The following is a 23,764-nucleotide window of genomic DNA, read 5'->3' on the forward strand; positions in this document are numbered from 1 at the left end:
AGGACGTGCTCACGCGCCTGCCCACGCAGAAAAACAGCCAGATCGCTGAGCTGCTGCCGCATCGGTGGCAACCTGCTGCATAAGCAGAACCGTCAAGGGTGTGTTCAGCAGGCGCTTGCCTTGGAGCCGTCTGTTTATTGGGTGCATCAAAGAAAACGATGGACTCACTGACGGGTGGACTGATTGACGGCAGCATTGTGACCTTCGAGGCATGTAGAAACATTCAATAAAATACTGTAGCACTTTGTAGATGCTGTTCAGAGCGCGGCACTTCCGACGGCATCTCAATTCGCTGTCGTCCTACGGAGATCGAAGACCGCGCATGGCCAGGGCATTGGGAAGGCGATCTTATTTCGCGAGCAAATCAGAGCGCCAAGTCGCTTGAGGTGGTCTAGGGAAAACTGCGTGCGACTAAGCTAGCAAGCTGAGCTAGCTGTAATCAATGCTTTTCCCCAATGTCGTTCTCCAAGAGGAATCAGACGTTGAAAACGCGGGATAATTGCGGCGAGCGCGGAACATGATGCACCACGTGGCAACTTGTAGGCGAGGGTTAGTAACTTGTCTCCTGCCCATTTGGAGGCGGAAATCTTATCTTTTTCTGCGCCGGCAGCTAGCAGGATTAGCCATACTATGGGCTCAACTTGTTTGGGGTCGTTCAAGTTATCGCAGTATTCGAGAATTTTCTCCACTGCCGCTTCTGCCAGTTTCACATCTCCCTGCCTGCTTGCTGCTTTGCAGCAAGGCTCGAGTGTCAAAACAGTTTGCCTAAAACAGTCTTCCGTCGGCGGAGAGAACGCCTTGATAATTTGGCACGCTTTTGATAGTAGGCTCTCGTTGAAGTGGTGTGCCCGAGCATAATGCGCTAACGCCGTAAACATCTGCATTTGCTTACTCTCGCTTTCAAGGTGAGAATAGGGATCGAGAATATCCTCGTCTAGCGACTTGGCAGGGTGGAGCGCCCAGTCGCGCCTACCACCATCAATAATGTCGGGCAAGCCGATTAGCAGTCGACAGTATGACTCGAGTTCTTCGGGCTGCGATGCCGTCTGTGTAGCAGGAAGCCCTACTGCCGATGCGTTGTCCGTCGCGCGAAGCAATGCGGTACCCCAAAGTTGGCGGGGGCTAAGGTCCTCAAAGCTCCATCTGGGCTCCGCAAGATGATCAAGCATTTCGACCGTCATGTAGTCTGCGGCGAGATTGCCGTCGAGTTGGCTTGTTAAATCGTGCGCTTCCTCGTCGGACAGGAAAATGGTTTCGAGAATGATGGTTGCATGGGTAAACGCTGCCAGCCTTCGCCAAAATACGGGCGCCGGCGCTAGGGCGCTCGCCTGGCTGATCGAAGCCATTGTCAGTTGCGCTAGCTTAATCAGAAGATCGACATGTTCGATTCGCGCTTCCTCTTTTTCGCCGTTCTCGATGAGATGCTTTAGGGCCTCTCGCGAAATCGGGCTAAATCGCTCATCGGAAGACGCGCGAGCTCTAGATAGCTCGTAAGTGACCATTAGAGCGAAAGGAGTGACGCCGATGCCTATTATTTGAAAGGCAGTCAACAGGTCGTCGTTCGACACAAAAGCCATGGCAGCCACCGGATCTACACTTTCTGTAACGCAGACTGCTTGAAGGCACCTAAGGGCCCAAGGAGGACTCTTTACACTGATGGCAGCGAGGTGAGGTGTGAGCAATTCCGCGGCATACTCCTTAGGTCCGATGTGTTCCGGGATTGATCCCAAGATCGATTCGTAGTAGGCCGTGGCCTTGGGAATTATCTCTGAGATACTAAAGCCCCCGCTTTGGAGGCTTTGTAAGATCCTGGCGAGTGTTGGTTGTGCTAGCTGTCGCAGCTCTTCCAGTACTAATTCGAAGTCACTATCAGAAAGCGGTGCACTCGACACGCGTTCCTGCCAAATTAACGCACGTGGCCAATTGGGAAGCGCTCGATTAGCGAGGTGTCGAATACCCTCAGTCCGGATATCTGCTGAAGGATCGAGCAGGGAGAGTTCTGGAATATCTGTTTGATGCCCCGACTGCCCTTTGACCCGAAACATTGCATTTGCGGCCCGAGCTGCGTAGACGGGCCCGGCTTCTAGGGAGGAAATTTCTACAAATGTCTCTAGGGGGGCTTCTGCTAGAGCTTTGCGCATATCGATAAACTTGAAGCGCCCAACTCCCGGTACCTCTGCCTCGCCTGCTTCGACTAGTTCGACAATGTCATGTCGCTTCAGGAGCAGCTCCGCTATAGTCGGAGGGAAGTCCTTAAGCTGAATTAACGCTATATTTTTTTTCAAGCTCATTTGCGATTTCCAATGTTCGCCGGGCGAGTGACTGAGCAGCTTGGTCGGCTACAAACTCTAAGACTTGCGAGTTGGCAGGTAACAGAGGCAAGATGCGGCAGCTTTCCACCCAGTTGGCGTAGGCTGTTCGACGTGCTGGATCGGCGGTGGGAACCCCTAGGAAAAGACTCAGTTGTGTGGCCGCGACCTCTTCGATACGTAATTCGAACCCAGGTGAAAACCGCATCGCTAGCGCCAGATCCGGAAGGACGTGGTCAACAATCCAATCGGATTTTATTGTGGCCTCGTTAGTCGGTATCGACCCGTTGGTCCAGAGCCTCCCGATGAGTAAGTGGGCGAGTTTCCACAGGCTTTCGTGGTACGTCAGATCCGCGTCCGTGCACAACACATCTGTCGCATTTAAGCGCGCAAGATATTGTCTAAGGGTCCTAAGTTCTGCAGTTTCTTTTAGTTGACCATCTTCAATTGGAGCCTGGTTCAAGTAGAAATCCACGTCATCTGGGAGAATGGGAATGCAGAAGAAGCACTGGGCACGCAACTGATGCAGCGCTTCGCGCCTCTCCGTTTCGCTCAGCACTCCCTTCCGTATCAACACATCAAGCACATCGAGGCTTGACAGAATAGGCACACTTTTTCCGGTTGAATCTACAAGTTCAATGTTATTTCCGAGCATGCGGTCATCTAGCACCACTGCGTCGACATTGAGGTAATCCCCCAGCAGATCGTGCAAGGGAAGCATTGTAGTGGCGTTCAGCATGTCCCCTTGCTTGCGATTCTGCGCGAGAAACTTCACCTTGCCCGATATTAGGGCGGAGCGAATTATTTTGCGGAGCCCGTTGACAGCTTCGATAAGCTCATCGGTCATGGGCTCAGTTTCAAGTAGCGCATGCCACTCCTCAAGCGTGCTTTTGTGAATAAATACTTCATGAGTGGAATTTAGCAGTGGCTGAAGCAGTTTCGCGTGGTTAAGGTATTGAACAGAGGCCCCGTTCAGGTATAAAGGTGTATTTGGAGGAATGGCTTGACGCGCGCCCCTCTGCGTCCGATCCATAGATTGTCTCGCTTCATCTCCGTGCGCTTGCGTGATGAGGCCTTCATTCAGTAGAGCTTCCAGAATGTCGATCGGATCAGCAATCCGCTGGGACATGACTCCCAAATCGGCTTCCTCCTCCATATAGGAGCTGACCCTGAACAGCGGTCCCGGGTGAACGTATTTACCAGCCTTGGCCTCAGCCTCCACAAGTAAGGCTGCCGCCTCTTCGCCGATTTCTGTCGCCAGTCCGATTTCCGCCTTGAGCCCGCCTAGTTTTATCTGCCCTCTGGCGATCCATGTGATCAAGGGCTTGACTTCGGCGACGCGAGACGGCTGATGAAATGCAATTCGTCCGCGGTCTTCAAGCAGCACGTCCATAAGTCGTGGAGAGATAAACACCTCGTCCAGAGAGCCTAATGTCGTCTCCAGCAAACCGAGTTCGTGCAGGATAAAAAGCGCGGTGACGTCAAGGGCGACGCGCGAACTGTTTAGTGGAACGACGGGTGCGCGTTTTCCGGAACGGATGGGTACAGGCTTCCATCGTCTCGGATCCGCTTCCCGAGCGTTCCGGCGCGGAATAGCGATGAGTAGCTGAGAAAACGGGGCGGTGAAGACCGAAGCTGCCATGTGTATGGGCATCTGCGCAGTGCGATACATCTCGTTCTTCTGATTCCAGCTTTCCTCGTTGCCCTTCATAAATTCCACCATTTCTCGTAAAGAAAAGGATGAAATGGGTCCACCATCTTTCGATAGCTCTGTTGCTTTATGAACCCAGGGCATCGCTAAATCGTCCCTTTTTGCGGCTATTGCTATGGCATGCGCACCCACAAGAATTGCGGGGTTGTCTCCCTCTTGGGCCACAGCCTCTTGTGCCAGGAGTAGCGACTGGCCGGGGTCGAATAGGCTTACTAATTGCGCGAGGCCCAATAGCATCCTCGCGTCCAACTGGGAACGACGCTCCAACCCCCCAGCTCCGATTGTTCTAAAACGCTCCCAATCACCCGTTCGGACCGCAATGTTCACGTCCAAGGAGAAGTCATTTGCATCGTCCCGCTCGGCGAGCAGTTCGTCATTTAACCGTTTCGCTTCAGCGTGGTTGCCAACGGCGAACTGAGCCCAGGCCCTAGCTGATCGAACTTCGGGCCGTTGCTCCACGCGGCCTACTGTGCTGTCGAGGAAGGTGCAGATCACATCTGCGTTGGCTTGGGTTTGCTCAAGACAGCGTAGGCGCAGCATTGCACTGTAGAAATTCGGCTCCCGACGATAGAGCATCTCGGAATATGGAGCCAGCCTCTTCCATCTCTTGCGGCTTTCGAGGACTCGAACAAGGTTATGTAAATCTTCGATGGCTTCCGACTCGTTGAACAACGCTACCGCAGCCGCGGTAGGATCCTCGCCACGAGCGTTATCCAGCATTAATTTTATCCGAGTGCGTAGTGGCTCCTCCAGTTGGTCTGAGTGTAATTCAAGAAATATGGCGGCACCGTCGACATCCCTCGTTTGAACGAGTGCTTCCATTTTCTTAACCACGAGGAACTCGAACCCAAGGTCTGCGACCAAATTTTGCCACTCATCCTCAAGAAATCGGAGACGTTCTAAACTTTGATCCGCGGTATCCAGTAGGAGCAACTGCGCCTTGCGTTGTTCTCGATTCAGACCACCCAGCCGATGTGCGCGACTTAGATAGTCCTGAATTGGCTGAGGGTCAAACATAATATTCCACGAGCGAGCTATTGCGACCAACTTCACGGCAGTGGCGCCGTCTTTCATCGCCTCCACGATCCTTGCCGTTTCTTCATCTTTCGTCCGATCATCCATCAGGCGTAGATATTGAATTCCGTCGGCGCAATGTTCTTCGATCACATTGTCATTGGCATCAGCGGCGCAATGCTTGGCCCGTTCGAGAGCGTTCAGCGCGATCGTCATTCTCGCTGTCGACTCCGGACCGTCAAGCGCATGTTGGACTACCGCAGGGAGGCCAGCGAGCATGAGGCTCGGTTGCACCTCCTCCGGAAACATTGGCAGCAATTGGCTAACAGCGTAAAGGAAGTAAAGGCTAGTGCACTCCCTGAGCACTTCCTCGGGCAGTCGTTCCAGCAAGTCGGCAGCAGTGGATGCCTTACCTTCAGCAATGAGGCTCGAGCATACGTTGCACCACCCGATCGCCGTGAATGCAGTTGCGGCGAGCGGACGGAGATCGTCAACATACTGAAGGGCCATTTCTCGCCCTTGGGTTCTCGCGATAATAGAGAACATAACTGCCTGGCTATCCGCGTCATGTAAATCGCGCACGCGTTGTAGTGCAGCGGTGGGCGCATCCTGCGCTAGATCGACTAGTGCCCGTACAGCGTCGGTAACCACGTATCCCTTCTGCTTCAAGTCATCCAGCAGCCGTTTAGCCTCGGGGCCGTTGCCAGCATTCGCTTCTGCCCGCGCGAGCCAACTGACAGCGTCATTTTTCAACGCTGAATCTGCCGCAAAAAAACGTGCTCCCTTTTCAAACGCCCCGACAAGTTGTCGAAGGTCCTCCGTCGTTTTCTCCCCCTGCGTAGCTCTTCTTCGAAGAATCCGGTCGAGTTCGTTGCGGGCGTCCTGCGTGATCTGATCTAGAACAAATCTGTTTCCCGCCAAAGCCGTGGCATCGGTCAGGTCTGAAAGCCCGGTTTTCAACTCGCGAGTGATCTCCGATGACGTCGCTTGTAAGACAGCCGCCATTGCAGGATCTTTCACGCCTTCTTGAATGCTCACCTGAAGAAACGAAATTACGATCTGGATAGGGCCAGCAGCAAGGCTACGATGCTCCCCGGTAATTTCTGCGTAGTCATCTGCCACCCGATCGAGTACATCGGCAGGGGCGACTCCCCGAGCTATCGCTCTTTCGGCACTAAGCTTAAGCCCATCTCTAACGCGTGGAATGCTGAGCCATTCTCTAACGCTGGGCTTTCTGAAACAATCCGGCCGAGTTATTTTCCCTTCTATCCCTACGATCAAGCGCTTGAATAGGGGGTCTTCAGCGTTCATCGCGCCTAAGCGACGAAGTGCGTCATCCATCATTTTGTCGCTGATAGAGGTTGGTGCCGGATCCCGACCTTTGCCTGCGGCGCGTTCGGCAAGCCGTCTTTTTAGATACGGCCACGCCGCGCGCAGAACGGTCATGAGAGGCTTTAGTATCTCCATGAAGTCACCATTTGTATTGATCGTGGTCCCGCTCCACTCTGCATAGACTAATCTCGGTAGTTGCCTACACGGTGGGCTATTGGGATGGTTATATTTCGGAGCGCTACAATTTTCTGCCTTCGCAGCGCAGGCCCACTCGTGCGATTGGGATATTTCTATTGGTGACAAAGTTTACCAGCGGTGCTGAGAGGACGACAGGGAATGTGATGTCAAGTGAACAATGCGATGCACAGAGCTGATATCGGCGGAGAGGCAATTTCAGCCGGAATGCGATGAGGTCCATCCGAGATAGTTGCGGCTTTGCTTTGAGGATGGTGGCACGAGCCCGATCCGAGCAAATACAGTGTCTGAGTTTGCGGCGATAGCACTGCAACGGGTGCCGTTCGTCGCCCCTATGAGCTGTGGGAGCGGCTCGCGGAACTGCGTGGGTTGCCCCGATCTATCATCGTGGATAACGGCCCGGAGTTTGCTGGCCCGCCGCTGGACGCTTGGCCCTATCAGGCCGGCGTGAAGCTGTCGTTTAACAGACTGACGTGCCCCGGGAGTATCCGTACAGGTCAAAACTAGAGGTAAGGCTGCTTCTCAGCGCCGCCCTCGGTGCCGGTGTCGATGAGGACACGGTGAGGCTAATTGCGATGGCCGATGTGTGCGTGAGAACGTGAGCGGTGGTGAGGCGTCATCAGAAAAGTGTTGTCAGTGAGTTGGCTCATCGAGGTGTGCAGCTGGATCGCACCAGCAGGCGCGTTAGCAAAGGCGGCGTTGAGGATAAGGTTACCCGTTACGAGTTTGTCCTTGTTGAGGGGCTAGTGACCAGGCCGAGCCGCATTTCCTCGTTGGATGAACTGATGGACACCGTATATGGTCGTGAGCCTCGGCTTAAGGGCAACATCATTGCCGCGATAGTTCACAACCTTCAGCGAAAGCTCGGCTTGTAGATTGTCCGGCCGGTTATGGGATGGGCAATATGGCAGGCGAGGTGTAGCACACTGGCTGGCCAATGCTGGAAGCCCCCCTGATGCAGTGGCAGCAAAGCGAGCAAATCCGGTCACATCCACCTTCAACTTAACTTAAGCTGGGCCCCTGGCGCGAATCCATAGCGCTTGATCTCCGTTGTGTTAGGGACCGTGGCGTATCTCCTGAATAGACCCACCTTTGAGGTCCGAACGCTCCATTCGTGGTGTTCCCCGCTGCGGGCATATCCAAGAGGCGGCTCAAGGGCCCATAGCTCTCTCACGTTGACGGTATCGACGAGAATGGACTTGCCGTCTGAGCGGCCGGCAAGTCGCATGTGGCCTCTGGCTGCGGGCAGCTGCAGGGCAATGCGGCCTTGGCGAGCACTCTGGGTGACTGATCGCCACATGCGCATGGCTGTGGGAAAACGTGTGATCCACGCAATTGCGTGGGAGGCGGCCGAGCCGGGGTTAATTCGATGCGGGCCAAATCGTAGGTCGCCCTTCTGTGGCCATTTACAAGGAGGGTTACAGAGCTCGTATGGCGAGTGACCACGGAAAACTGCAGGCAGGAAGTCGCTAATTGGGAGCAGTGCCGCGATGAGGCAACTGGCAGGAATCGTGACCTTGAAGTAAGCCGGTTCGCCGTCGGGCCAGGTGTAACGGCATATCGTCGTGCTCCAAACTTGATGGCTAGATGAGTTCAACGCTGCAAGCCCGTGGGGCTCAAGAAATTTGTGAGCCTCGCTTTCTTCTAAGTGTCCAAGATCAACCTCTGCGCCAATGCTGACATAGGATCCTACGTGGGGTAAGCGATAGGTGTCCCCGAATGTTTTTGACGTTAAAGGCACAGTTTGCTCGCCCAATGGGGACAAGAAATTCAGATGAGGGGTGTGGGTTTTCCAACTTATTTTGTCCAGCCAATAGGGTTGTAGGGTGCTACGAATATTCTGCATCAGTACTGCTAGTTGCGTTTGTTTGCGTGGGCCTTAGTTGCGCCGACCGATCTGCCGCTCGGACTGATCTGAATGACGAAACCGTTCTATGAGGGCTCGAGTAAGCGGGAAGGAAGTGGGATGGTGCCGATACAGACAGGAGTACCGAAGTCGCGTCATTAGCGATCGGACCGTAGCCCGCTTGCTTTCGGCACGTAGCTCAGCCCACAGACGGGTGATGATCTCCACGCCATCGAGATCCAATGCGTGGCAATCCCTGGGTGCCGGTCCGGGCGCGGGGTATTGAAAATTTGCACGGTTGATATCCTCGGTGTTCAGGAAGCTTGCCATGCAGATATGCTTTGGCGCCGCTAAGCGGCCTGAAGGCAATTGCTTACGCAGAAGCAAGGCCGGCCAGCTGGCCCTGGCGCCGCCGTTAGGGAGCGCGTTGATGGTGGCGAGGAAGGAGCGTCCGAAAGCATTGATTAGATCTTGGGATAAAGCGGCTGATGCTATCTGGCGATGTTTATAGATATAGCCACGTTCGAGTGCCTTTTGTCGGTAGATGTCATGCCAGTTATCCCGCAGGCTCCAGTCGGCACTCAAGGTGCTGACGGATATGGCAATCCATGATTTAAGTAGTTGGGGGCTGTAGCCTGGATCGGTCTCGAGAGTAAGGTCGCATAGGTGAGGCATTGCAAAGTCCATGGCTGCAGCGCATGAGTGAGGAGCGCCACTCTTTGCCCGCAGCAGCTGCTCGTTGTGAGCTGGGCAGCGTGTGACGCCCGGAAGCATGTGTGAGCGATGCCAGTAGCTCTCCTTGAGTTCTTTCAGGTCTGTCTCCATGCAGCTTGCGCAAGCGCGAAAACAGTTCGACTCGTGTGCATGTCGAGAGAAGAAAAAAGGTGAGTGCAGGCGCGTGCTCGCGTCAGCGAATGCCGCGCAATACGGAAGCATTGTGTGTTCTTGCAGCAGAGCTTCAGGCGTTGCCCCAAGCCAATTGGCGATCGATTGAATAGAGTTCGGCAAAAAAGAGGATGTTTGCGCCGACTTCCGGATGACGCGCTTGAAGAGCTGCGTCGGACGCAGCCCATACCAAATGCACGCTCTCGCGAGCGTGCTTCCAAGAACTTCGTCTGGGTAGGGAGTCGGCGCGAACATGATCAATCCACAGGTATGACAGCCTCGGCGTTAGCGACAAAGCCCAGCCGTTCAAACTCCTTCAAGTAGTGTCTACTTCTTCGGGTGTCCGGAAAACCCGGGCTAGCTCAGACTGCAGTTTCCAAGCAGGCTCCTGTCAACTAGTCCTATGCCAGTGGCGCTGTCACCATGGGTAAAGCGGTGACGTTGACGAAACAGTCTCGCGTCTAACGTTCCGTCATCTCCGCATGGGTCCCCGTATCGATCGGCAAGCCCTCCTTACGGCCGCCCGAGGTGGACAACCATGTTCATTCGATGACCCGACGTGTTGCGTCACGACCTACGCTCCTGGCTTTAGGAGAGGGTCATTACCGGTCGTTCATTCTGTTTGGCGTTCGTCGCCGGCGCAGCGCTGGTGCAATGCTTGCCGGCATTGCCGGGACGGACGCTGTTGTGGCTGGTCGCGGGCGGGGGGATCGTTGCCGCAGGCTGCTGGGCGCGCTGCCGTCACGACGCGCTCCGTATTGCCTGTGCCCTAACGCTGGGACTATGTATGGGCACGCTCAACGCCAGCCTTCAGGCCCAACACCGGCTGGATGACGCCTTGGCGGACCTCCACCAGGATCAGGTGTCGCGCTTGATCGTGCGCGTGGCTGAACTGCCGGACGGAGACGAACAACATCAACGCTTCGTGGCCGAATTGGCGGAACCCGGCCGGCCCGGCATTCCGTCGCGTATCCAGGTGACGTGGCAGGCGCCGCCGGGCGCAAAACGGGGAAGCTTGCAGGAACTGCCCCAGCTGCTGCCCGGCCAGGTCTGGCGCATGGCGCTGGTGTTGCGACGTCCGCATGGCGTGCTGAATCCGGCGGGGCCCGATGCGGAGGCGCGGATGTTTGCCCGGGGTTTGCGCGCAGTGGGCACGGTGCGGGGGCAGCCGCGTTTGCTGGATGACGCGCCCTGGGTGTCGCCGGGCATCGCCATTGAACGGGCGCGGCATCTGGTGCGGGAGGGCTTGCGCAAGGCGTTGGGCGAGCATCGCTATGCGCCGGTGCTGATTGCGTTGGCGATCGGGGATCAGGCTGGTGTGGCGCGGGACGACTGGCGCATCTTCAACCGCAGCGGCATCACGCATCTGGTGTCGATCAGCGGTATGCACGTGACCTCAATCGCCGGCATTGCGGGGGTGCTGGTGGCGGCGCTGTGGCGGCGGGCGCGATGGCGGGGCGTGGGCTTGGCGGAGTTTGCGCCGTCGCGCGTTGCGGGCGGCGCGGCGGCGGCCGTCGTTGCCTTGCTGTATTGCCTGTTGGCGGGATGGGGCGTGCCCGCGCGGCGGACGTTTTTCATGCTGTCGGTGGTGCTGGCAGCCACGATGTCGCGGCTGCCGCTGACGGCGGGCCGGGTGCTGGCGTGCGCGGCGGCGGGGGTGGTGGCGTTGGACCCGTGGGCGCCGCTGTCGGTGGGGTTCTGGTTGTCGTTTGGAGCGGTGGCGATTCTGCTGCGTATCGCGGATGCGCCGTTCGACGCGGAGGCGAGCTGGCGCCAGCGCTGGATGGCCCGGCTGGGGCAGGCAACGTGCCTGCAGTTGCTGGTCACTCTGGGGTTGACGCCGCTGCTGGCGTTCCTGGTGTATCAGGTGTCGGTGGGGTCTCCGCTGGCCAACGCGGTGGCGATTCCCTCGGTGACGTTCGTTGTGACGCCGCTGGCGCTGCTCTGCGCGGCGCTGTCGGTGGTGCCGGGTGCAGAGGGCGCCGCGGCCTGGGTTGGGCAGTTGGGGGTGACCGCGTTCGATTACACGATGGTGCCGGTGGCGTGGGTGGGCAACGCGGGATGGGCGAGCTTTGCGGTGGCGGCCGCACCGTGGCCGTGGCTGCTGCTGGCGGTGGCGGGAATGGTGTGGGCCCTGCAGACACGGGGCTGGCCGGCGCGGTATGCAGGGTGGGTATGCATGCTGCCATTGCTGTGCTGGAGGCCGGACCGTCCGGACCCTGGCCATTGGCGGATGAGCGCGCTGGATGTGGGGCAGGGCAGCGCCATTCTGGTTGAAACCGCAAGCCAGACGTTGCTGTTCGATGCCGGCCCGCGCCATTACGGCGGGAGCGACGCCGGCGAACGCGTGGTGGCGCCGTTTTTGCAGGCGCGCGGGATCGGCGCGCTGGACGTGCTGGTGCTGTCGCATGCCGACCAGGACCACGTGGGCGGCACGCGGGCGGTGTTGGCCGCGGTGCCGGTGGAGCGCAGTTATGCGTCGTTTGATGTGGCGGCGTTTGTGCGGCGGGATGCTCGGCTGTGGCCGGATGCCGCTGCGCAGCCGGCCTTGCCGCAAGAGAGGTTGCGGTGCCGACGGGGCGACGTCTGGGAAGTCGATGGCGTGACGTTCACCTTCCTGCATCCGGGCGGTGGCGGCAGCGGAGCGGTTGCTGACCGCAACGCGGACAGTTGCGTGCTGCGCGTGGAGGGCGTCAGCCATTCGCTGCTGCTGACCGGCGACATCGGCGTTGCTCAGGAGCGCGAACTGGTCGCGCGCGGCGTCTCTGCGACGGATGTGGTGATGGCGGCGCATCACGGCTCGGCGTCATCGTCTGGACGGGACTGGGTAGTGGCGACACAGGCCACCCACGCTTTGGCGCAGGCCGGTCACCTGAACCGTTTTCGGCATCCGGCGCCGGCGGTCGAGCGGCGCTGGTTGCGTGCGGGGGCAGCGTTCTGGCGCAGCGACCGGGACGGGGCGGTGATGGCGGTATCCAGCACGCAAGGGTTGGACGTGTGGTCGCAGCGGGACCGCGGGCGGCGGTATTGGCACGGGCGCTAGGCGGAACCGGGGCGATGCCGCTCACGCCCTGCATGGGCACAAGAGGCCTTGGATCAGTCCGGCGCGTTCTTGCGGGTTTGCTTCACGAGAGGCGGGGGCGCCGGCGGGGGAGCGATGTCGCTTTTCTCTACAACGTAACGCACGGGCAGCATGACGATTTGCTTGTCGGGCGCCATGTCAGGGGTGAAGGCGGGCAGTTTGCCGCCGCGCCGGATCATGGCGAGCGTCGCATTGTCTACCGCGACGTTGCCCGAGGATCGAGCCAGGGTCACGGTGTCGATGACGCCGCTGGGCAGGACGACGATGCGCACCTGGACGTTCAGGTCCGCGTTCGCCTCGTGGATCTGTGGGGGCGCTTCGATCTTGCGTTGCAGCTGCTGGCGGATGGCGGTGTGCCATTCTGCCTGCGTGGTCAAGGTGCTGGCGAGCAAAGGCAAGGGCAGGCACAGGGCGAGGGCGGCGATAAGAGATGCGCGGAACCGCCAAGACATGAGGGGATCTCCTGGGTGGGGGCCGTCCGGCCATCCGCCGGACAAATCCCGGCCAGCATAACCGACGACCGCACGCGCCTTATGCCGTGCCCGTGGCCAGATCGTCGAACAGCCGGTCGCCGCCCATCTGGCCGCCCTTGAGCATCAGTTCGACGCCGTCGATGACTGGATCGTCGCTGCGGGCGACGCTGACGGTGACCCCTGGCGCCAATACGCGATGGAAGGCCAGCCCCCACAACCCCAACGCCAGCGTGGCCTGGCTGGAAGTGTCGCCGCCGGCGATGCCAATGCGTGACAGCCGCTTGCCCGCTTGGGCGCTTGCTGCGACGATCGACGCCGCAAGTTGCGCGGTGCCGCTTGCCGTGGCGGCCGCCTGTTGGGCGGTGACGGCTTGCGGGGGGCGGTCGGTATGGACCAGCACGTTGCGTCCGTCGGCTAGCAGCGAGGCCGCCTGGCGGACCTGTTGCGCGGCATAGTCCGGGTCGTCCAGCAGGCGCACCTGTAGCGGCTGGCGCGTGTATTGCCGACACGCGGCGATCTGCCCGGCCGTGACGGGCGACAGGCTGCCGGCCACGATCAGGACAGGCCCGGCCGCCGCCGCCAAGGGGGCGGCAGGGGCGCTCGCGCGGCTGGGCGCGTGGGCGCGGGCCAGCGCTTGCTGCACGCTGCTGGGCCCGACCGCCAGCAGCGGCACGCAGGCGGCCGCGCGCCAGATCAGGCGGCCGATGATGGGTAACTGCTCATCGTCGATCACGTCGAACAACACGGGGCCGTCGGAGGTGTCGATGATGCTGTCGATCCAGTCCTCCACGCCGGGGGCGTCGGCAGCTTGCCGCAGGCGCGGGTAGGCGGTGTGCGGTACCGAACGGATGTCGGCTACCCCTTGGGCCGCCAGATGCAGGCGCAGGTCGGCCTCGTGCATGGGCGTGACGGGGTGCTGGCTCATGACCGGATGGCGGTCGATGCGGTGAATCTCGGGCGCACTGCCCGCGCGGGCGAACAGTTGGGCGAAGCTGCAATAGCGCCCGATGCCGGGTTGTCCGCCCACGATGGGCACGAGCGGGTTCGGCATGTGGCGGCGCAGTTCGCGGATGGCGACGCCGATACTGCCGACGTGCGGCGCGCTGTCGAAGGTGGAACAGCATTTGTAGTGCAGCACGCGAGCGCCGGTGGCGGCCATGAAGCGGCCGACGGCGCGCAGCTCGACTTCCATCTGATCGGGCGCCATGGCGCGCGCGGCGCCCGCGATGCCCAAGGCGTCCAACGGACCCGCGCGGCGCAGTTGTTCGGGCGTGGGCACGCCCAGGAACAGCAGGCTGCGCAGGCCCGCGCGGGCCACTTCGGCCAGCGTGTCGGTTGCGCCCGTGAAGTCGTCGCCGTACCAGCAGACGCGCGGTGCGGACGTGCCGTCTTCGGCGCCAGTCATGCGCGGTTTCCGAAGAAGGCCAGGGCGCGTTGCAGTTCCGGCGCATGCCGCGCGAAGTCTTCCAGCGACTGCCCTTCGCGCACGGCCTGCCAAGCCTGGCGGATGCTCTGCACGCCGGCGGCGGGGCCGTCCGGATGGGCCAGGATGCCGCCGCCCGACATGAACATCAGGTCGTCGGTGCGTACCGCCGACCACGTGGCTGGGACGGTGCCGGCCCATTGGCCGGACGAGAACGCCGGCATGACGGGGTCGTCGATGCCCAGCGTCAGCGACGCCAGGCAATCGCGCGCGGACTCGACGACTTCGCGGTCGTCCTGGGCGAACTTGCCCTGCAAGCCGTGCACGTGCATATGGTCCACGCCCGCCAGCCGCCACAGCGTCTGGTAAGCCTGGAAATCCATGCCCAGCAGTGGCGCGCGGGACAGGGCGCCATAGCCGTTGCGATGGCCGTGCAGGGCCAGCGGCGTGCTGCGGCGCAGGGTCTGGATCGCCGAGAAGCCGCACCAGTTCAGGCTAGCCATGACGCAGGTGCCTTCTTCGCGTTCGATCAGGTCGGCGTGGCGGCGCATGGCGTCGGTCTCGTCGCTGATGTTGAAGGCCACCATGACTTGCCGGCCCGTGCGTTCGCGGTGCGCCCGCACCACCGCCATGACGGCGGCCACGCGCTGCGCCAGCGGGGCGTGTGCGGGGTTGGCGCAGACCTCGTCGTCCTTGATGAAGTCCACGCCTGCCGCGCACAGCTGCGCCACCAGATGCGCGGTCTGTTCGGGCGACAGCCCGACATTGGGCTTGATGATGGTGCCCACCAGCGGCCCGGTCGCAACGCCGGTCAGTTGGCGCGTGCCGGCGATGCCGACTTGCGGCATGTCGAACTGCGCGCGGTAGTTGGCCGGCAGCTCCATGCTTTCCAGACGCAGGCCGGTGACTTCGCCCAGGTCGTACAGGTTGCCGCCGACGGTTGCCGCCAAGGTCGCCAGGTTGGCGCCCACGTTGGCGACGGGGAAGGCGATGCGGACGCGGGCCCGCTGGTACTGCTCGGGCATGCCACCCGCCTGCCGAGCCAGCCAGGCGTTGGGCAGGCTGGGCGTGGCGACGGATTCCAACAGTTCGACGGACTCCACGCGCGCTCTTGCGCGGGCGCGCAGTTCGTCGGTTTCGCCCTGCACGCGGGTGAACGTGCCGCAGGACTGCTCGCCTGCCATGACCTCCGCGACCCGGACGGGGTCCATCGGCGTTTCGATCAGGTAGGTAGCGCTAAACAATTGGGAATTCATGGTGGCGGGCGGCAAGCGGTGTCGGGGCGGAGGGCTTTTACAGGCGGCTCAGGTCGGGGAACGGGCGGACCGGATCCTTGCCGTCCCAGTCGGTGGCGCTGTTGCGGATCAGGTCGAACAGGCGGCCTTTGGGGCCAGCCACTTCGGACAGTTCGATCACCGTGCCGGGGTGGTATTCGGTGTCGAAATAGATGAAGCGGCCCTTCTCGCCGACTTCGCCGCTCATCTTGGGCTTGAAGCCCTGGGCCAGCAGGCGTTCCAGATCGGCGTCGTAGCTTTCGGTCCAGTACGCCACGTGCTGCAAACCGGTGCGGCCGGCCTGCAGGAAGTCGCGGTACATGGACGGCACGTCATTGCGGGTCTGGATCAGTTCGACCTGCACGAAGCCCGAGTTGGCCAGCGCCACCGAGTTGTGCGGCTCGTGGCTGACGCCGTCGTACTGGTAATTCACGATCGGCACGCGCGGGTTGTAGTACCAGGGGCCCACGCCCAGCGTGGTGCTCCAGTAGTCCATGGCGGCTTCGATGTCGTGCACCACATAACCGAGTTGGCGGATTTCGCCCAGGAAACGACTCATGATGGATCTTTATGAAAAGGTGGCTGAATAGGCGAGGCGTGCGGCAGGCGTCGGGCGCCCGCCGCGTCGTGTCACAGGAAACCGATCGAGAACCAGGGGAAGGCGGCGACGACAATCAACCCGACCAGCAGCGCGGCGATGTAACCCCAGATCGGGCCGATGCCCTCGTTGGGGTCGACGCGGCTGATGGCGCAGGCGCCGTAGTAGCCCACTCCGAAGGGCGGCGCGAACAGGCCGATGCCCATGGCGAAGATGACGACCATCGCGTAGTGCACTTCATGCACGCCGGCCTGCACCGCGATCGGGAACAGCAGCGGCCCGAACAGCACGATGGCGGGAATGCCTTCCAAGACGCTGCCCAGGATGATGAAGGCGACGATGGACACGGCCAGGAAACCGTAGCTGCCGCCGGGCATGCCGGCCATCAGGCGGGCCAGGTCGCCCGAAAAGCCCGATTGCGTCAGCGCCCAGGCCATGGCGGTGGCGCAGCCCACGATCAGCATGATGGCGCCGGACAGCGAGGCCGTTTCGATCAGCATGGGCCGCAAGCGCGCCCAGTCGAAACGCCGGTAGATCAGGATGCCAATCACGGCGGAATACACGATGCCGATGGTCGATACTTCGGTGGCCGTGGCCACCCCTTCAACGACCGCGGCGCGGATCACGAAGGGCAGGGCGACGGCGGGCAGGGCGATGACGAAGAAGTGGCCGATTTCCTTCGCGCTGAAACGTTGCGCCAGGCTCAGATCTTCCTTGCGGTAGCGCCACCACACCACCGAACACAGCGCCAGGCCCAGTACCACCGCGGGTAAGAGACCACCCGTGAACAGCGCGGCGATGGACACGCCGGTGACCGACCCGATCGTGATCAGCACGATGGACGGCGGAATGGTCTCGGTCTGCGCGCCCGTGGCCGACAGCAGCGCCACCAGGTCGCCCGGTTTGGCGCCGCGCTTCTGCATTTCCGGGAACAGCACGGGCGCGATGGCCGCCATGTCGGCGATCTTCGAGCCCGAGATGCCCGACACCAGGTACATGGCGCCGATCAACACATAGGACAGGCCGCCGCGCACGTGCCCCAGCATGCTGGCCAGGAACTGGATCATGGCGCGCGCCATGCCCGTCATCTCGATCAGCGAGCCCAGGAAGATGAAGAGCGGCACCGCCAGCAGCATCAGGTGCGACATGCCTTCGTCCAGCCGGCCGACCATGACCTCCATCGGCGTATTGGTGGTCAGCGCCAGATACGAAAACGTCGCCAGCGCGAACGAGAACGCGATGGGCACGCCCGAGAACACGGTGGCGGCCACGATGCCGACGAAAAAGATCACCAGGTTGATCTTGCCCAGCCCCTTGAAGAGCGGCTGCGCCAACCAGAACACGGCTACCACCACGGCCACCCCCGCCAGCGCCATCAGCACTTGCGGCAGCGGCTGGGTGCGCAACAGGCGCAGCACGGCCACCACGGCCATCAGGCCCATGCCCACCGGAATGGCTGACGCGCGCCACGCGTTGCTGAGTTCCAGCGCCGGGGTGATGATGAAGTGTTCTTCGTGGGCGTACTCGATCGCGGGCGCCAGGATCAGGATCAAAAACGCCAGCGACGCGGCCAGCGCCACGGTTTCCAGCTGCGCGCGGCGCGCCGGGCTGACGTTGTTGACCAGCGCCGTCATGCGCATGTGCTCGCCGCGCCGCAGGGCCACGACGGCGCCCAGCATCGACAGCCACAGGAACAGGATGGAGGCGAGCTCGTCGGACCAGACCAGCGGGCTATGGAACGCGTAGCGTGCGACCACGCCGGCGAACAGCACGAAGATCTCGATCAGCACGATGGCGGCGGCGGCGTGCTCGACCACACAGCCCAGCGCGCTGTCCAGCGCGCCGGCGGCCCGGCGCAAGGGATTGGCCGGCAGCACCGGGGCCGCGGCGTGGGGGGCGGACAGGGAGGACATGGTGCGACCTCAGGCCAGCTTGCCGACGCTTTGTTCCAGCAGCGACCAGGCTTCGTTGCCGAAACGGCCTTGCCATTCCTTGTAGAAGCCGGCGGTACGCAACTGTTCGCGGAAGCTGTCGGCGGCCGGCTGGTTGAAGAGCAGACCCTTGGCTTCCAGATCGGACTGCACCGAGGCGTTGAGCTTCTTGATGTCTTCGCGTTGCGCCAGGCCGGCTTCGTTGATGCCGCGCGCGACGATCGTCTTCAAGTCTTCCGGCAGGCCTTCCCACATGCGGCCGTTGGCGATGAACCAGTAGCCGTCCCAGATGTGGTTGGTCAGTGAGCAGTACTTCTGCACTTCGTAGAGTTTGGCGACCTGGATGATGGGCAGCGGGTTTTCCTGCGCGTCCACCACCTTGGTCTGCAACGACGAATACACCTCGCTGAACTGCAGGCTGGCGGGCGCGGCGCCCAGGCCCTTGAACATGGAGATCGGCAGCGAACTGACCGGCACGCGGATCTTCAGGCCATTCATGTCGGCGGCGGAGGCGACAGGCGCCTTGCTGCTGGTGGTCTGGCGAAAGCCGTTGTCCCACATCTTTTCAAACGCGTAGAGCTTGCGCTGCGCGATGGCGGCGCGTACGTGCGCGCCCAGCGCGCCGTCCATGGCGCCCCAGACCTGGTTGTAGTCCTTGAAGGCGAAGCCGACGGCGTTGATGGCGGCCACCGGCACCAGCGTAGCGATGACCAGCGCCGACGGCGTGAAGAAGTCGATGCCGCCCGAGCGCACTTGCGCCAGCATGTCGGTGTCGCCGCCCAGCTGATTATTCGGGAAGATCTTGATGTCCACGCGGCCGTTGCTTTCTTTCAGGATGCGTTCGGCGGCTTCCTGGGCGCGGATGTTCAGCGGATGCGTGACCGGCAGGTTGTTGCCGTATTTCAGCGTGTAGTCGGCGGCGCGCGCAATCAGCGGGAATCCGCCAGCCAGGGCCACGGCGGGAACGGCGCAAAGGCGGCGCAGGGCACTGCGGCGTGTCAGCAGCTTCATGGTTGTCTCCATAATCGTATTTATGATGTTTTTTGATGTGCCACAAAAACGCCAATCCCATGCGGCAGTGTGGACAATAGTGAATAGGCGGTAATATCGTCAAACCTTATTCATGATGGTTTTTGATGTGAATAAAACTGCCCCCGAACGCAAGCTCGCCCGCCTGGCCGACGTAGCCGCGCGCGCCGGCGTGTCCACCGCCACGGCCGACCGCGTGCTGAACCGCCGGCCCGGCGTGCGCGCCAATACTGCGCAAAAGGTCTTCAAGGCCGCCCTCGAACTGGATTACCTGCCCGAACAGGAACTGGGTGCGGCGGCCCCGGCCGAACCGATGCGGCTGGTGTTCCTGCTGCCGCGCGGCAGCAACCGCTACCTGCGCATGCTGGGCGACACCGTCAGCTACGCGCACGAGCACTTCGGGCCGCTGAACGCCAAGTGCCAGATCGAATACGTGGAAAGCTTCAACCCCGACGCCCTGGCGCAGGCGCTGGCCAAGCACGCCAAGCGGGCCGACGGCATCGCCTTCATGGCGCTGGAGCACCCGGTGGTGCGCGAAGCCGTCAACACCTTGGCGCGGCAGGGCGTGCCGACGGTCACGCTGATTTCCGATCTGGCCAACAGCGCGCGCACGGCCTATGTGGGGCTGGACAACCGCGCCGCGGGCCGCACGGCCGGCTACCTGATCGCGCGCTTCATCGGGTCGCGCGCGGCGCATGTGGCGCTGATCGCCGGTTCGCGCCACTACCGCGCCCACGAAGAGCGCGAAAGCGGTTTTCTGCAGTTGTACGCCGAGCAGTTCCAGGCCATGCAGGTGGTGGACCTGCGTGAAGGCTATGACGATGCCCAACGCAACTACGAACAGACGCGCCAGTTGCTGGAGCAATATCCCAATCTGGCGGGCATCTACAACATTGGCGGCGCATCCGACGGCGTGGCGCGGGCGTTGAAAGAGGCGGGCCAGCAGCACCGGGTGGTGTTCATCGGCCACGGCTTGACGCCTGACACCCGGTCCTTGCTGATCGACGGCACGATGGACGCCGTCATCACGCAAAGCCCGATGGAGGCGTTGATGAGCTGCGTGCGCATCTTCTGCAACCTGCGCGACAAGCGCAGCCCGATGAACGGCGTGGAGCTGGCGCGCAGCCAGGTGATTTTCCGCGAGAACCTGCCGTAGTCCGTGCGGGGTCTCGCATCCGTCCATTTATTGCTTGCGTTTTAACTGCCTAGGCAGATAAAATTCGCCAATCGACCTCAAGCGGCTTGAAGGCAACCATGTCCCCCGTCAAACCTACCGTGCTGGACCGTTTCCATACCGGCGAACTCGGCTTCATGGTGACGTCGGTGCGCAACAGCATCCACGAGGCCCTGGAACGCGAATTGGCCCCGTTCGAACTCACGACGCCGCAGTACGTGGTGCTGAACTGCCTGGCCAAGGGCTGGGGCCGCACGCTTAGCGACTTTTGCCGGGTGCTGGCGTATGACTCGGGCGCCATGACCCGGCTGCTGGACCGCATCGTGGCCAAGGGCTTCATTCGCCGCGTGGAAAACGAAGCCGACCGACGCAGCTATCTGATCGAACTGACCGAACAGGGGCAGGCCGCGTTGCCGCAAGCGCTTGCCGCGGCCGAGGTCGCCATGCAGCGTCTGTTGGCCGGGTTTTCGGAAGGCGATGCCGAGACCTTGCACAAGCTGCTGTCGCGCCTGCTCGTCAATGCTGCCGCGGACTGACATTACCGGCTGACACCACTGGCTGACATCGCCAGCCGCTTTTTTTTAATCATTTATCTGCCTAGGCATATACGGCCTGGGCATGGATAGACGTTTACCGTACCGCCGCCATGAGTGCTACCCAACCCCCGGTCCCGCCCGCCTTGCTGATGACGATCGGCGCGCTGACCCTCGTCGATTTCCTGCAGAACGGCATGGTCACGTTTGCCGCCGCGCCCATCATGGGCGAGATCGGCGCCAGCCCCGAGGAATACACCACGGTGGCCGTCATCTACGCCTGCGTCGCCGTGGTGCTGATTGCGTTGCAGGGGTGGCTGGTGCATCACCTGGGTTTGCGCCGCTACCTGCTGGCCTCACTGGGCGCCGCAGCAGCGGGCGCGTTGGTGTGTGCGTTGTCGTTGAGCGAGGCGGGTTTTCTGCTGGGCAGGGTGCTGATGGCCACGGGGTGCGCCGCCATGCTGACTTCGTCGCGGCTGACCGTGAACCTGATCCCGCCAGGGCCTGCGCGGTTCCACGGCATCAAGGCGCTGGCGACGGGCCTGTGCACGGGCACGGCGCTGGCGCCTTGGCTGGCCTCGCTGGCCGTCGAGCATGACGGCTGGCCACTGATGTTCTGGCTGGTGGCCATGTTGTCGCTGCTGGCAATGATCCCGGTAGCTTTGTCCATGCCGGGAAAGGAAGGCGGCGCCACGGTGGCCGGGCAGGCGCGCCTGGCGCCGATCGCCGCACTGGGGTTGGGCAGTTTCCTGGTGTTGCATGCGTTGCAGCGGTCCTATTACGACTTTTTCAGCGACCGGCATCTGCTTGTGCTGTTCGCGTTGGCGGGGCTGGCCGCGTTGGCGTATTTCGTGTGGTCGGAAACGCGCACGGGCGCGCCGCTGCTCAAGCTGGGCGGCATGAAAGAGGTGCGCTTCCTGAGCGGCCTGGCGCTCTTCATGTTCTGCTATCTGATGCTGGGCGCCAACGGCTATCTGGTGCCCCTGATGCTGCAGCGCGCGCTGGGCCATTCCTGGGCCAACACGGGCGTGTTCTTTGCGATGGGGCTGGGCGCCGGCGTGCTGACTTTTGCGGTGATGTCGCAGCTGCTCCCCCGCTGGCCGTCGCCGCGCAAGTTCTTCGTTGCAGGGTTCCTGGCGCTGGCGGCGTTCGGCGTCCTGATGTCGCGCCTGTCGCCCACGGCCAACGCCTGGACGGACGTGTTGCCCGCGCTGGCCTGCTACGGCGTGTTCATCATGATCGTCATGCCTGCCACGGCCATGAACACCTTCACGGGGCTGACCCACGACCCCGCCGTCTTCGCCCATGCGCAGCAGGTGAAGAACATGTTGGCGCAGGTGGGACAGGCGCTCGGCATCATGCTGGCGACCGTGGGGCAGCAGTGGCTGACGTCCGAGCACTACAACGTGCTGCAAGATAGCATCGCCACGGGCAACGCCAATTTTGAAGCGGCCAAGGCACAGCTCAGCAGCGTGTACGCCACGGTGGCGGATCCCGCGCAGGCGCAGCAGATGGCCATGGCCCATATCTCGCAAATGCTGAATCAGCAATCGGTGCTGTTGGCGAATCTGGATCATTTCCGGGTGCTGGCCGTGCTGGCGGTGGCCGGCGTCCTGGTCAGCCTGACGCAGCGGGTGTTCCGGTAGGCGCGCGCGTCAATTGCCGTCCAACTGGCCGCCCAACTAGCCGCCTGACTGACTGCCCAATTGGCCGATCACCTGGCGCGCCACGTCCGCCAGCGCCAGGCCGGCGTCCATCGCGGCGCGTTGCAGGCGTTCATGCGCGGCTTGCTCGGTCAGGCCGTAATGGCTGATCAGCAACAGCTTGGCGCGGTCGATGCGCTTTTTTTCGTCCAGCGCGCCGCGCACGGCGTTCAGCGCGTCGTCGGTGCGCTGCAGGCGCAGCGTCTGTTCACGCATCATGTCCAGGATCGACCGCTTCAATTCACTGCCCACGCCGTCCGGGGGCGGCGTATCGACGACGCGGCTTTGCACGCTGTACAGCATGCTGGGCGCGCGGCCGCTGGCATGGTCGGCATAGCGGCTTAGCAGCAGGCGGCGGTCGTTCAGCTCTTGGCGGGTCTCGGCGATGCGCCGGTTGCATTGCTGGGCCAATGCTTCGGCCAGCAGGCTTTCGACGTCGCGCATGGCATCGATGCGCGCGGTGCTCAGGTTGAACCACAGCTCGGCCAGGGTGCCCTCCACGCGTTGTTCGCTGGAGGTGTGCTGCGCCATGTCGCGCATGCGCTGCACGGGCGGGTCTTGCTGCTGGAGTTCGGCCCAGCATTGCAGCGCGGCGCCTTCCGCATAGTGGGCATAGGTATCGAAGCTGCGCCGCTGGTTGGCGGCCAGGCCCAGCATGCGTGCTTTCTGGGTGTCGGTGAAATATCCGGCGGTAAAGCCCGTCACGCCGCAGGCGCGTTCCTGGCCGCTCAATTCCTTGCCCTGCATGAAGTTCAGCAGCGCCACCAGGATGCGGGTCACGCCTGGATCCAGCGCCGAATCGGCCGCTTCGAAGACCACGGCCAGCAGGCTGCCGATCACCTGGGTGAAGCGCGAATCGGCATCCTCGACGGGCACGGATCGGTCGCGGACGTGCCGGCGCAGCGCGGGCAGCTCATCCAGGCGGAACAGGGCGAAGGCGATGCAGTTGAGCAGGCGCGCGCGGCCGCTGCCCTGCGCGCTGTCGGCGGCTTCGCCGTCCAGGAACTGGCGTGCCTGCGCCTCGACGCTTTCGGCGTCCTGGCTTAGGCCGGCCAGGGTGGGTTGCAGGCGGCCCGGCGGGCTGCACAGCGTCAGGTTGGAGTAACCGCGCTCTTTTTGCAGCGCGTGCACGAGCGCACTGATGCGCACCACCAATTCGCAGGTGCCCGCCAGGGCCTCCAGGCCCTGGAGTTCACTGCGCCGGGCGGCCAGGAGGAAGCGCAACGGCGGCGGCAGGTGGCGCTCGGTCATG

General features: G+C 62.0%; 15 protein-coding genes. 5 read left to right on the forward strand and 10 right to left on the reverse strand.

What is annotated here, in order from left to right; translation table 11 throughout:
• Positions 1-416: 416 nt before the first annotated feature.
• On the reverse strand, positions 417-2,291 hold the full coding sequence (locus tag CEY09_RS32060) for a hypothetical protein (RefSeq protein ID WP_143219583.1): 1,875 nt from the start codon (positions 2,289-2,291) through the stop codon (positions 417-419).
• On the reverse strand, positions 2,254-6,480 hold the full coding sequence (locus CEY09_RS28420; protein WP_143219584.1) for an HTH domain-containing protein: 4,227 nt from the start codon (positions 6,478-6,480) through the stop codon (positions 2,254-2,256). Before CEY09_RS28420 ends, CEY09_RS32060 begins: the two co-directional genes overlap by 38 nt.
• Positions 6,481-7,217: 737 nt before the next feature.
• Between CEY09_RS28420 and CEY09_RS32810 the strand changes: the two genes are divergently transcribed.
• Positions 7,218-7,436 carry a winged helix-turn-helix domain-containing protein gene (locus CEY09_RS32810; RefSeq protein ID WP_158218686.1) on the forward strand — a complete coding sequence of 73 codons (219 nt, stop codon included), beginning with the start codon at positions 7,218-7,220 and terminating at the stop codon, positions 7,434-7,436.
• A 1,004-nt stretch (positions 7,437-8,440) separates the two neighbouring features.
• On the opposite strand, the gene CEY09_RS28430 is transcribed toward CEY09_RS32810, so the two are convergent.
• Entirely contained in the window at positions 8,441-9,547 is a 1,107-nt protein-coding gene (locus CEY09_RS28430) for a TnsD family Tn7-like transposition protein (protein WP_088591166.1), read from the reverse strand.
• A gap of 367 nt (positions 9,548-9,914) precedes the next feature.
• Between CEY09_RS28430 and CEY09_RS28435 the strand changes: the two genes are divergently transcribed.
• Entirely contained in the window at positions 9,915-12,335 is a 2,421-nt protein-coding gene (locus CEY09_RS28435) for a DNA internalization-related competence protein ComEC/Rec2 (protein ID WP_088591167.1), read from the forward strand.
• A gap of 53 nt (positions 12,336-12,388) precedes the next feature.
• Here the strand turns inward: CEY09_RS28435 and CEY09_RS28440 are convergent, their stop codons facing one another.
• The 6 genes from CEY09_RS28440 to CEY09_RS28465 form a co-directional block, all read right to left on the reverse strand.
• Positions 12,389-12,826: an energy transducer TonB family protein gene (locus CEY09_RS28440; protein WP_088591168.1), complete on the reverse strand. Its 438-nt coding sequence runs from the start codon at positions 12,824-12,826 to the stop codon at positions 12,389-12,391.
• A 79-nt stretch (positions 12,827-12,905) separates the two neighbouring features.
• Positions 12,906-14,252 (reverse strand): four-carbon acid sugar kinase family protein, encoded by a 1,347-nt coding sequence (locus tag CEY09_RS28445; RefSeq protein ID WP_088591169.1) that lies wholly within the window; start codon positions 14,250-14,252, stop codon positions 12,906-12,908.
• Entirely contained in the window at positions 14,249-15,526 is a 1,278-nt protein-coding gene (locus CEY09_RS28450; RefSeq protein WP_088591217.1) for a ribulose-bisphosphate carboxylase large subunit family protein, read from the reverse strand. Before CEY09_RS28450 ends, CEY09_RS28445 begins: the two co-directional genes overlap by 4 nt.
• A gap of 37 nt (positions 15,527-15,563) precedes the next feature.
• Positions 15,564-16,103 carry a VOC family protein gene (locus CEY09_RS28455; RefSeq protein ID WP_088591170.1) on the reverse strand — a complete coding sequence of 180 codons (540 nt, stop codon included), beginning with the start codon at positions 16,101-16,103 and terminating at the stop codon, positions 15,564-15,566.
• A 71-nt stretch (positions 16,104-16,174) separates the two neighbouring features.
• Complete coding sequence (locus CEY09_RS28460) at positions 16,175-18,055, reverse strand: TRAP transporter large permease (protein ID WP_088591171.1); 1,881 nt, start codon at positions 18,053-18,055, stop codon at positions 16,175-16,177.
• 9 nt (positions 18,056-18,064) lie between these two features.
• Positions 18,065-19,084: a TRAP transporter substrate-binding protein gene (locus tag CEY09_RS28465; protein ID WP_006225236.1), complete on the reverse strand. Its 1,020-nt coding sequence runs from the start codon at positions 19,082-19,084 to the stop codon at positions 18,065-18,067.
• A 112-nt stretch (positions 19,085-19,196) separates the two neighbouring features.
• Here CEY09_RS28465 and CEY09_RS28470 point away from each other — a divergent pair, with 112 nt between their 5' ends.
• The 3 genes from CEY09_RS28470 to CEY09_RS28480 all read left to right on the forward strand — a co-directional run bounded on the left by CEY09_RS28470 (position 19,197) and on the right by CEY09_RS28480 (position 22,455).
• A complete protein-coding gene (locus tag CEY09_RS28470) occupies positions 19,197-20,258 on the forward strand; it encodes a LacI family DNA-binding transcriptional regulator (protein WP_088591172.1) in 1,062 nt (353 codons plus the stop codon).
• A 98-nt stretch (positions 20,259-20,356) separates the two neighbouring features.
• Complete coding sequence (locus tag CEY09_RS28475; RefSeq protein ID WP_006225234.1) at positions 20,357-20,812, forward strand: MarR family winged helix-turn-helix transcriptional regulator; 456 nt, start codon at positions 20,357-20,359, stop codon at positions 20,810-20,812.
• Between the two features lie 110 nt (positions 20,813-20,922).
• Complete coding sequence (locus tag CEY09_RS28480) at positions 20,923-22,455, forward strand: MFS transporter (RefSeq protein WP_088591173.1); 1,533 nt, start codon at positions 20,923-20,925, stop codon at positions 22,453-22,455.
• A 36-nt stretch (positions 22,456-22,491) separates the two neighbouring features.
• Here CEY09_RS28480 and CEY09_RS28485 read toward each other — a convergent pair whose 3' ends face one another.
• The gene (locus CEY09_RS28485) at positions 22,492-23,763 is read right to left on the reverse strand and encodes a nitrate- and nitrite sensing domain-containing protein (RefSeq protein WP_088591174.1); all 1,272 of its coding nucleotides are present in this window, start codon (positions 23,761-23,763) and stop codon (positions 22,492-22,494) included.
• Position 23,764 lies beyond the last annotated feature (1 nt).

Origin of the sequence: Achromobacter marplatensis, from assembly GCF_002209535.1 — a bacterium.
Classification (GTDB): domain Bacteria; phylum Pseudomonadota; class Gammaproteobacteria; order Burkholderiales; family Burkholderiaceae_B; genus Achromobacter; species Achromobacter marplatensis.

Excerpts from the sequence above, each read along its gene's own strand:
- CEY09_RS28450 (WP_088591217.1), bottom strand. The coding sequence starts at position 15,526 with ATGAATTCCCAATTGTTTAGCGCTACCTACCTGATCGAAACGCCGATG.
- CEY09_RS28470 (WP_088591172.1), top strand. The coding sequence starts at position 19,197 with ATGATGGTTTTTGATGTGAATAAAACTGCCCCCGAACGCAAGCTCGCC.
- CEY09_RS28430 (WP_088591166.1), bottom strand. The coding sequence starts at position 9,547 with ATGTTCGCGCCGACTCCCTACCCAGACGAAGTTCTTGGAAGCACGCTC.
- CEY09_RS28460 (WP_088591171.1), bottom strand. The coding sequence starts at position 18,055 with ATGTCCTCCCTGTCCGCCCCCCACGCCGCGGCCCCGGTGCTGCCGGCC.
- CEY09_RS28475 (WP_006225234.1), top strand. The coding sequence starts at position 20,357 with ATGTCCCCCGTCAAACCTACCGTGCTGGACCGTTTCCATACCGGCGAA.
- CEY09_RS32060 (WP_143219583.1), bottom strand. The coding sequence starts at position 2,291 with ATGAGCTTGAAAAAAAATATAGCGTTAATTCAGCTTAAGGACTTCCCT.
- CEY09_RS28465 (WP_006225236.1), bottom strand. The coding sequence starts at position 19,084 with ATGAAGCTGCTGACACGCCGCAGTGCCCTGCGCCGCCTTTGCGCCGTT.
- CEY09_RS28420 (WP_143219584.1), bottom strand. The coding sequence starts at position 6,480 with ATGACCGTTCTGCGCGCGGCGTGGCCGTATCTAAAAAGACGGCTTGCC.
- CEY09_RS28455 (WP_088591170.1), bottom strand. The coding sequence starts at position 16,103 with ATGAGTCGTTTCCTGGGCGAAATCCGCCAACTCGGTTATGTGGTGCAC.
- CEY09_RS28485 (WP_088591174.1), bottom strand. The coding sequence starts at position 23,763 with ATGACCGAGCGCCACCTGCCGCCGCCGTTGCGCTTCCTCCTGGCCGCC.
- CEY09_RS28445 (WP_088591169.1), bottom strand. The coding sequence starts at position 14,252 with ATGACTGGCGCCGAAGACGGCACGTCCGCACCGCGCGTCTGCTGGTAC.
- CEY09_RS28480 (WP_088591173.1), top strand. The coding sequence starts at position 20,923 with ATGAGTGCTACCCAACCCCCGGTCCCGCCCGCCTTGCTGATGACGATC.
- CEY09_RS28440 (WP_088591168.1), bottom strand. The coding sequence starts at position 12,826 with ATGTCTTGGCGGTTCCGCGCATCTCTTATCGCCGCCCTCGCCCTGTGC.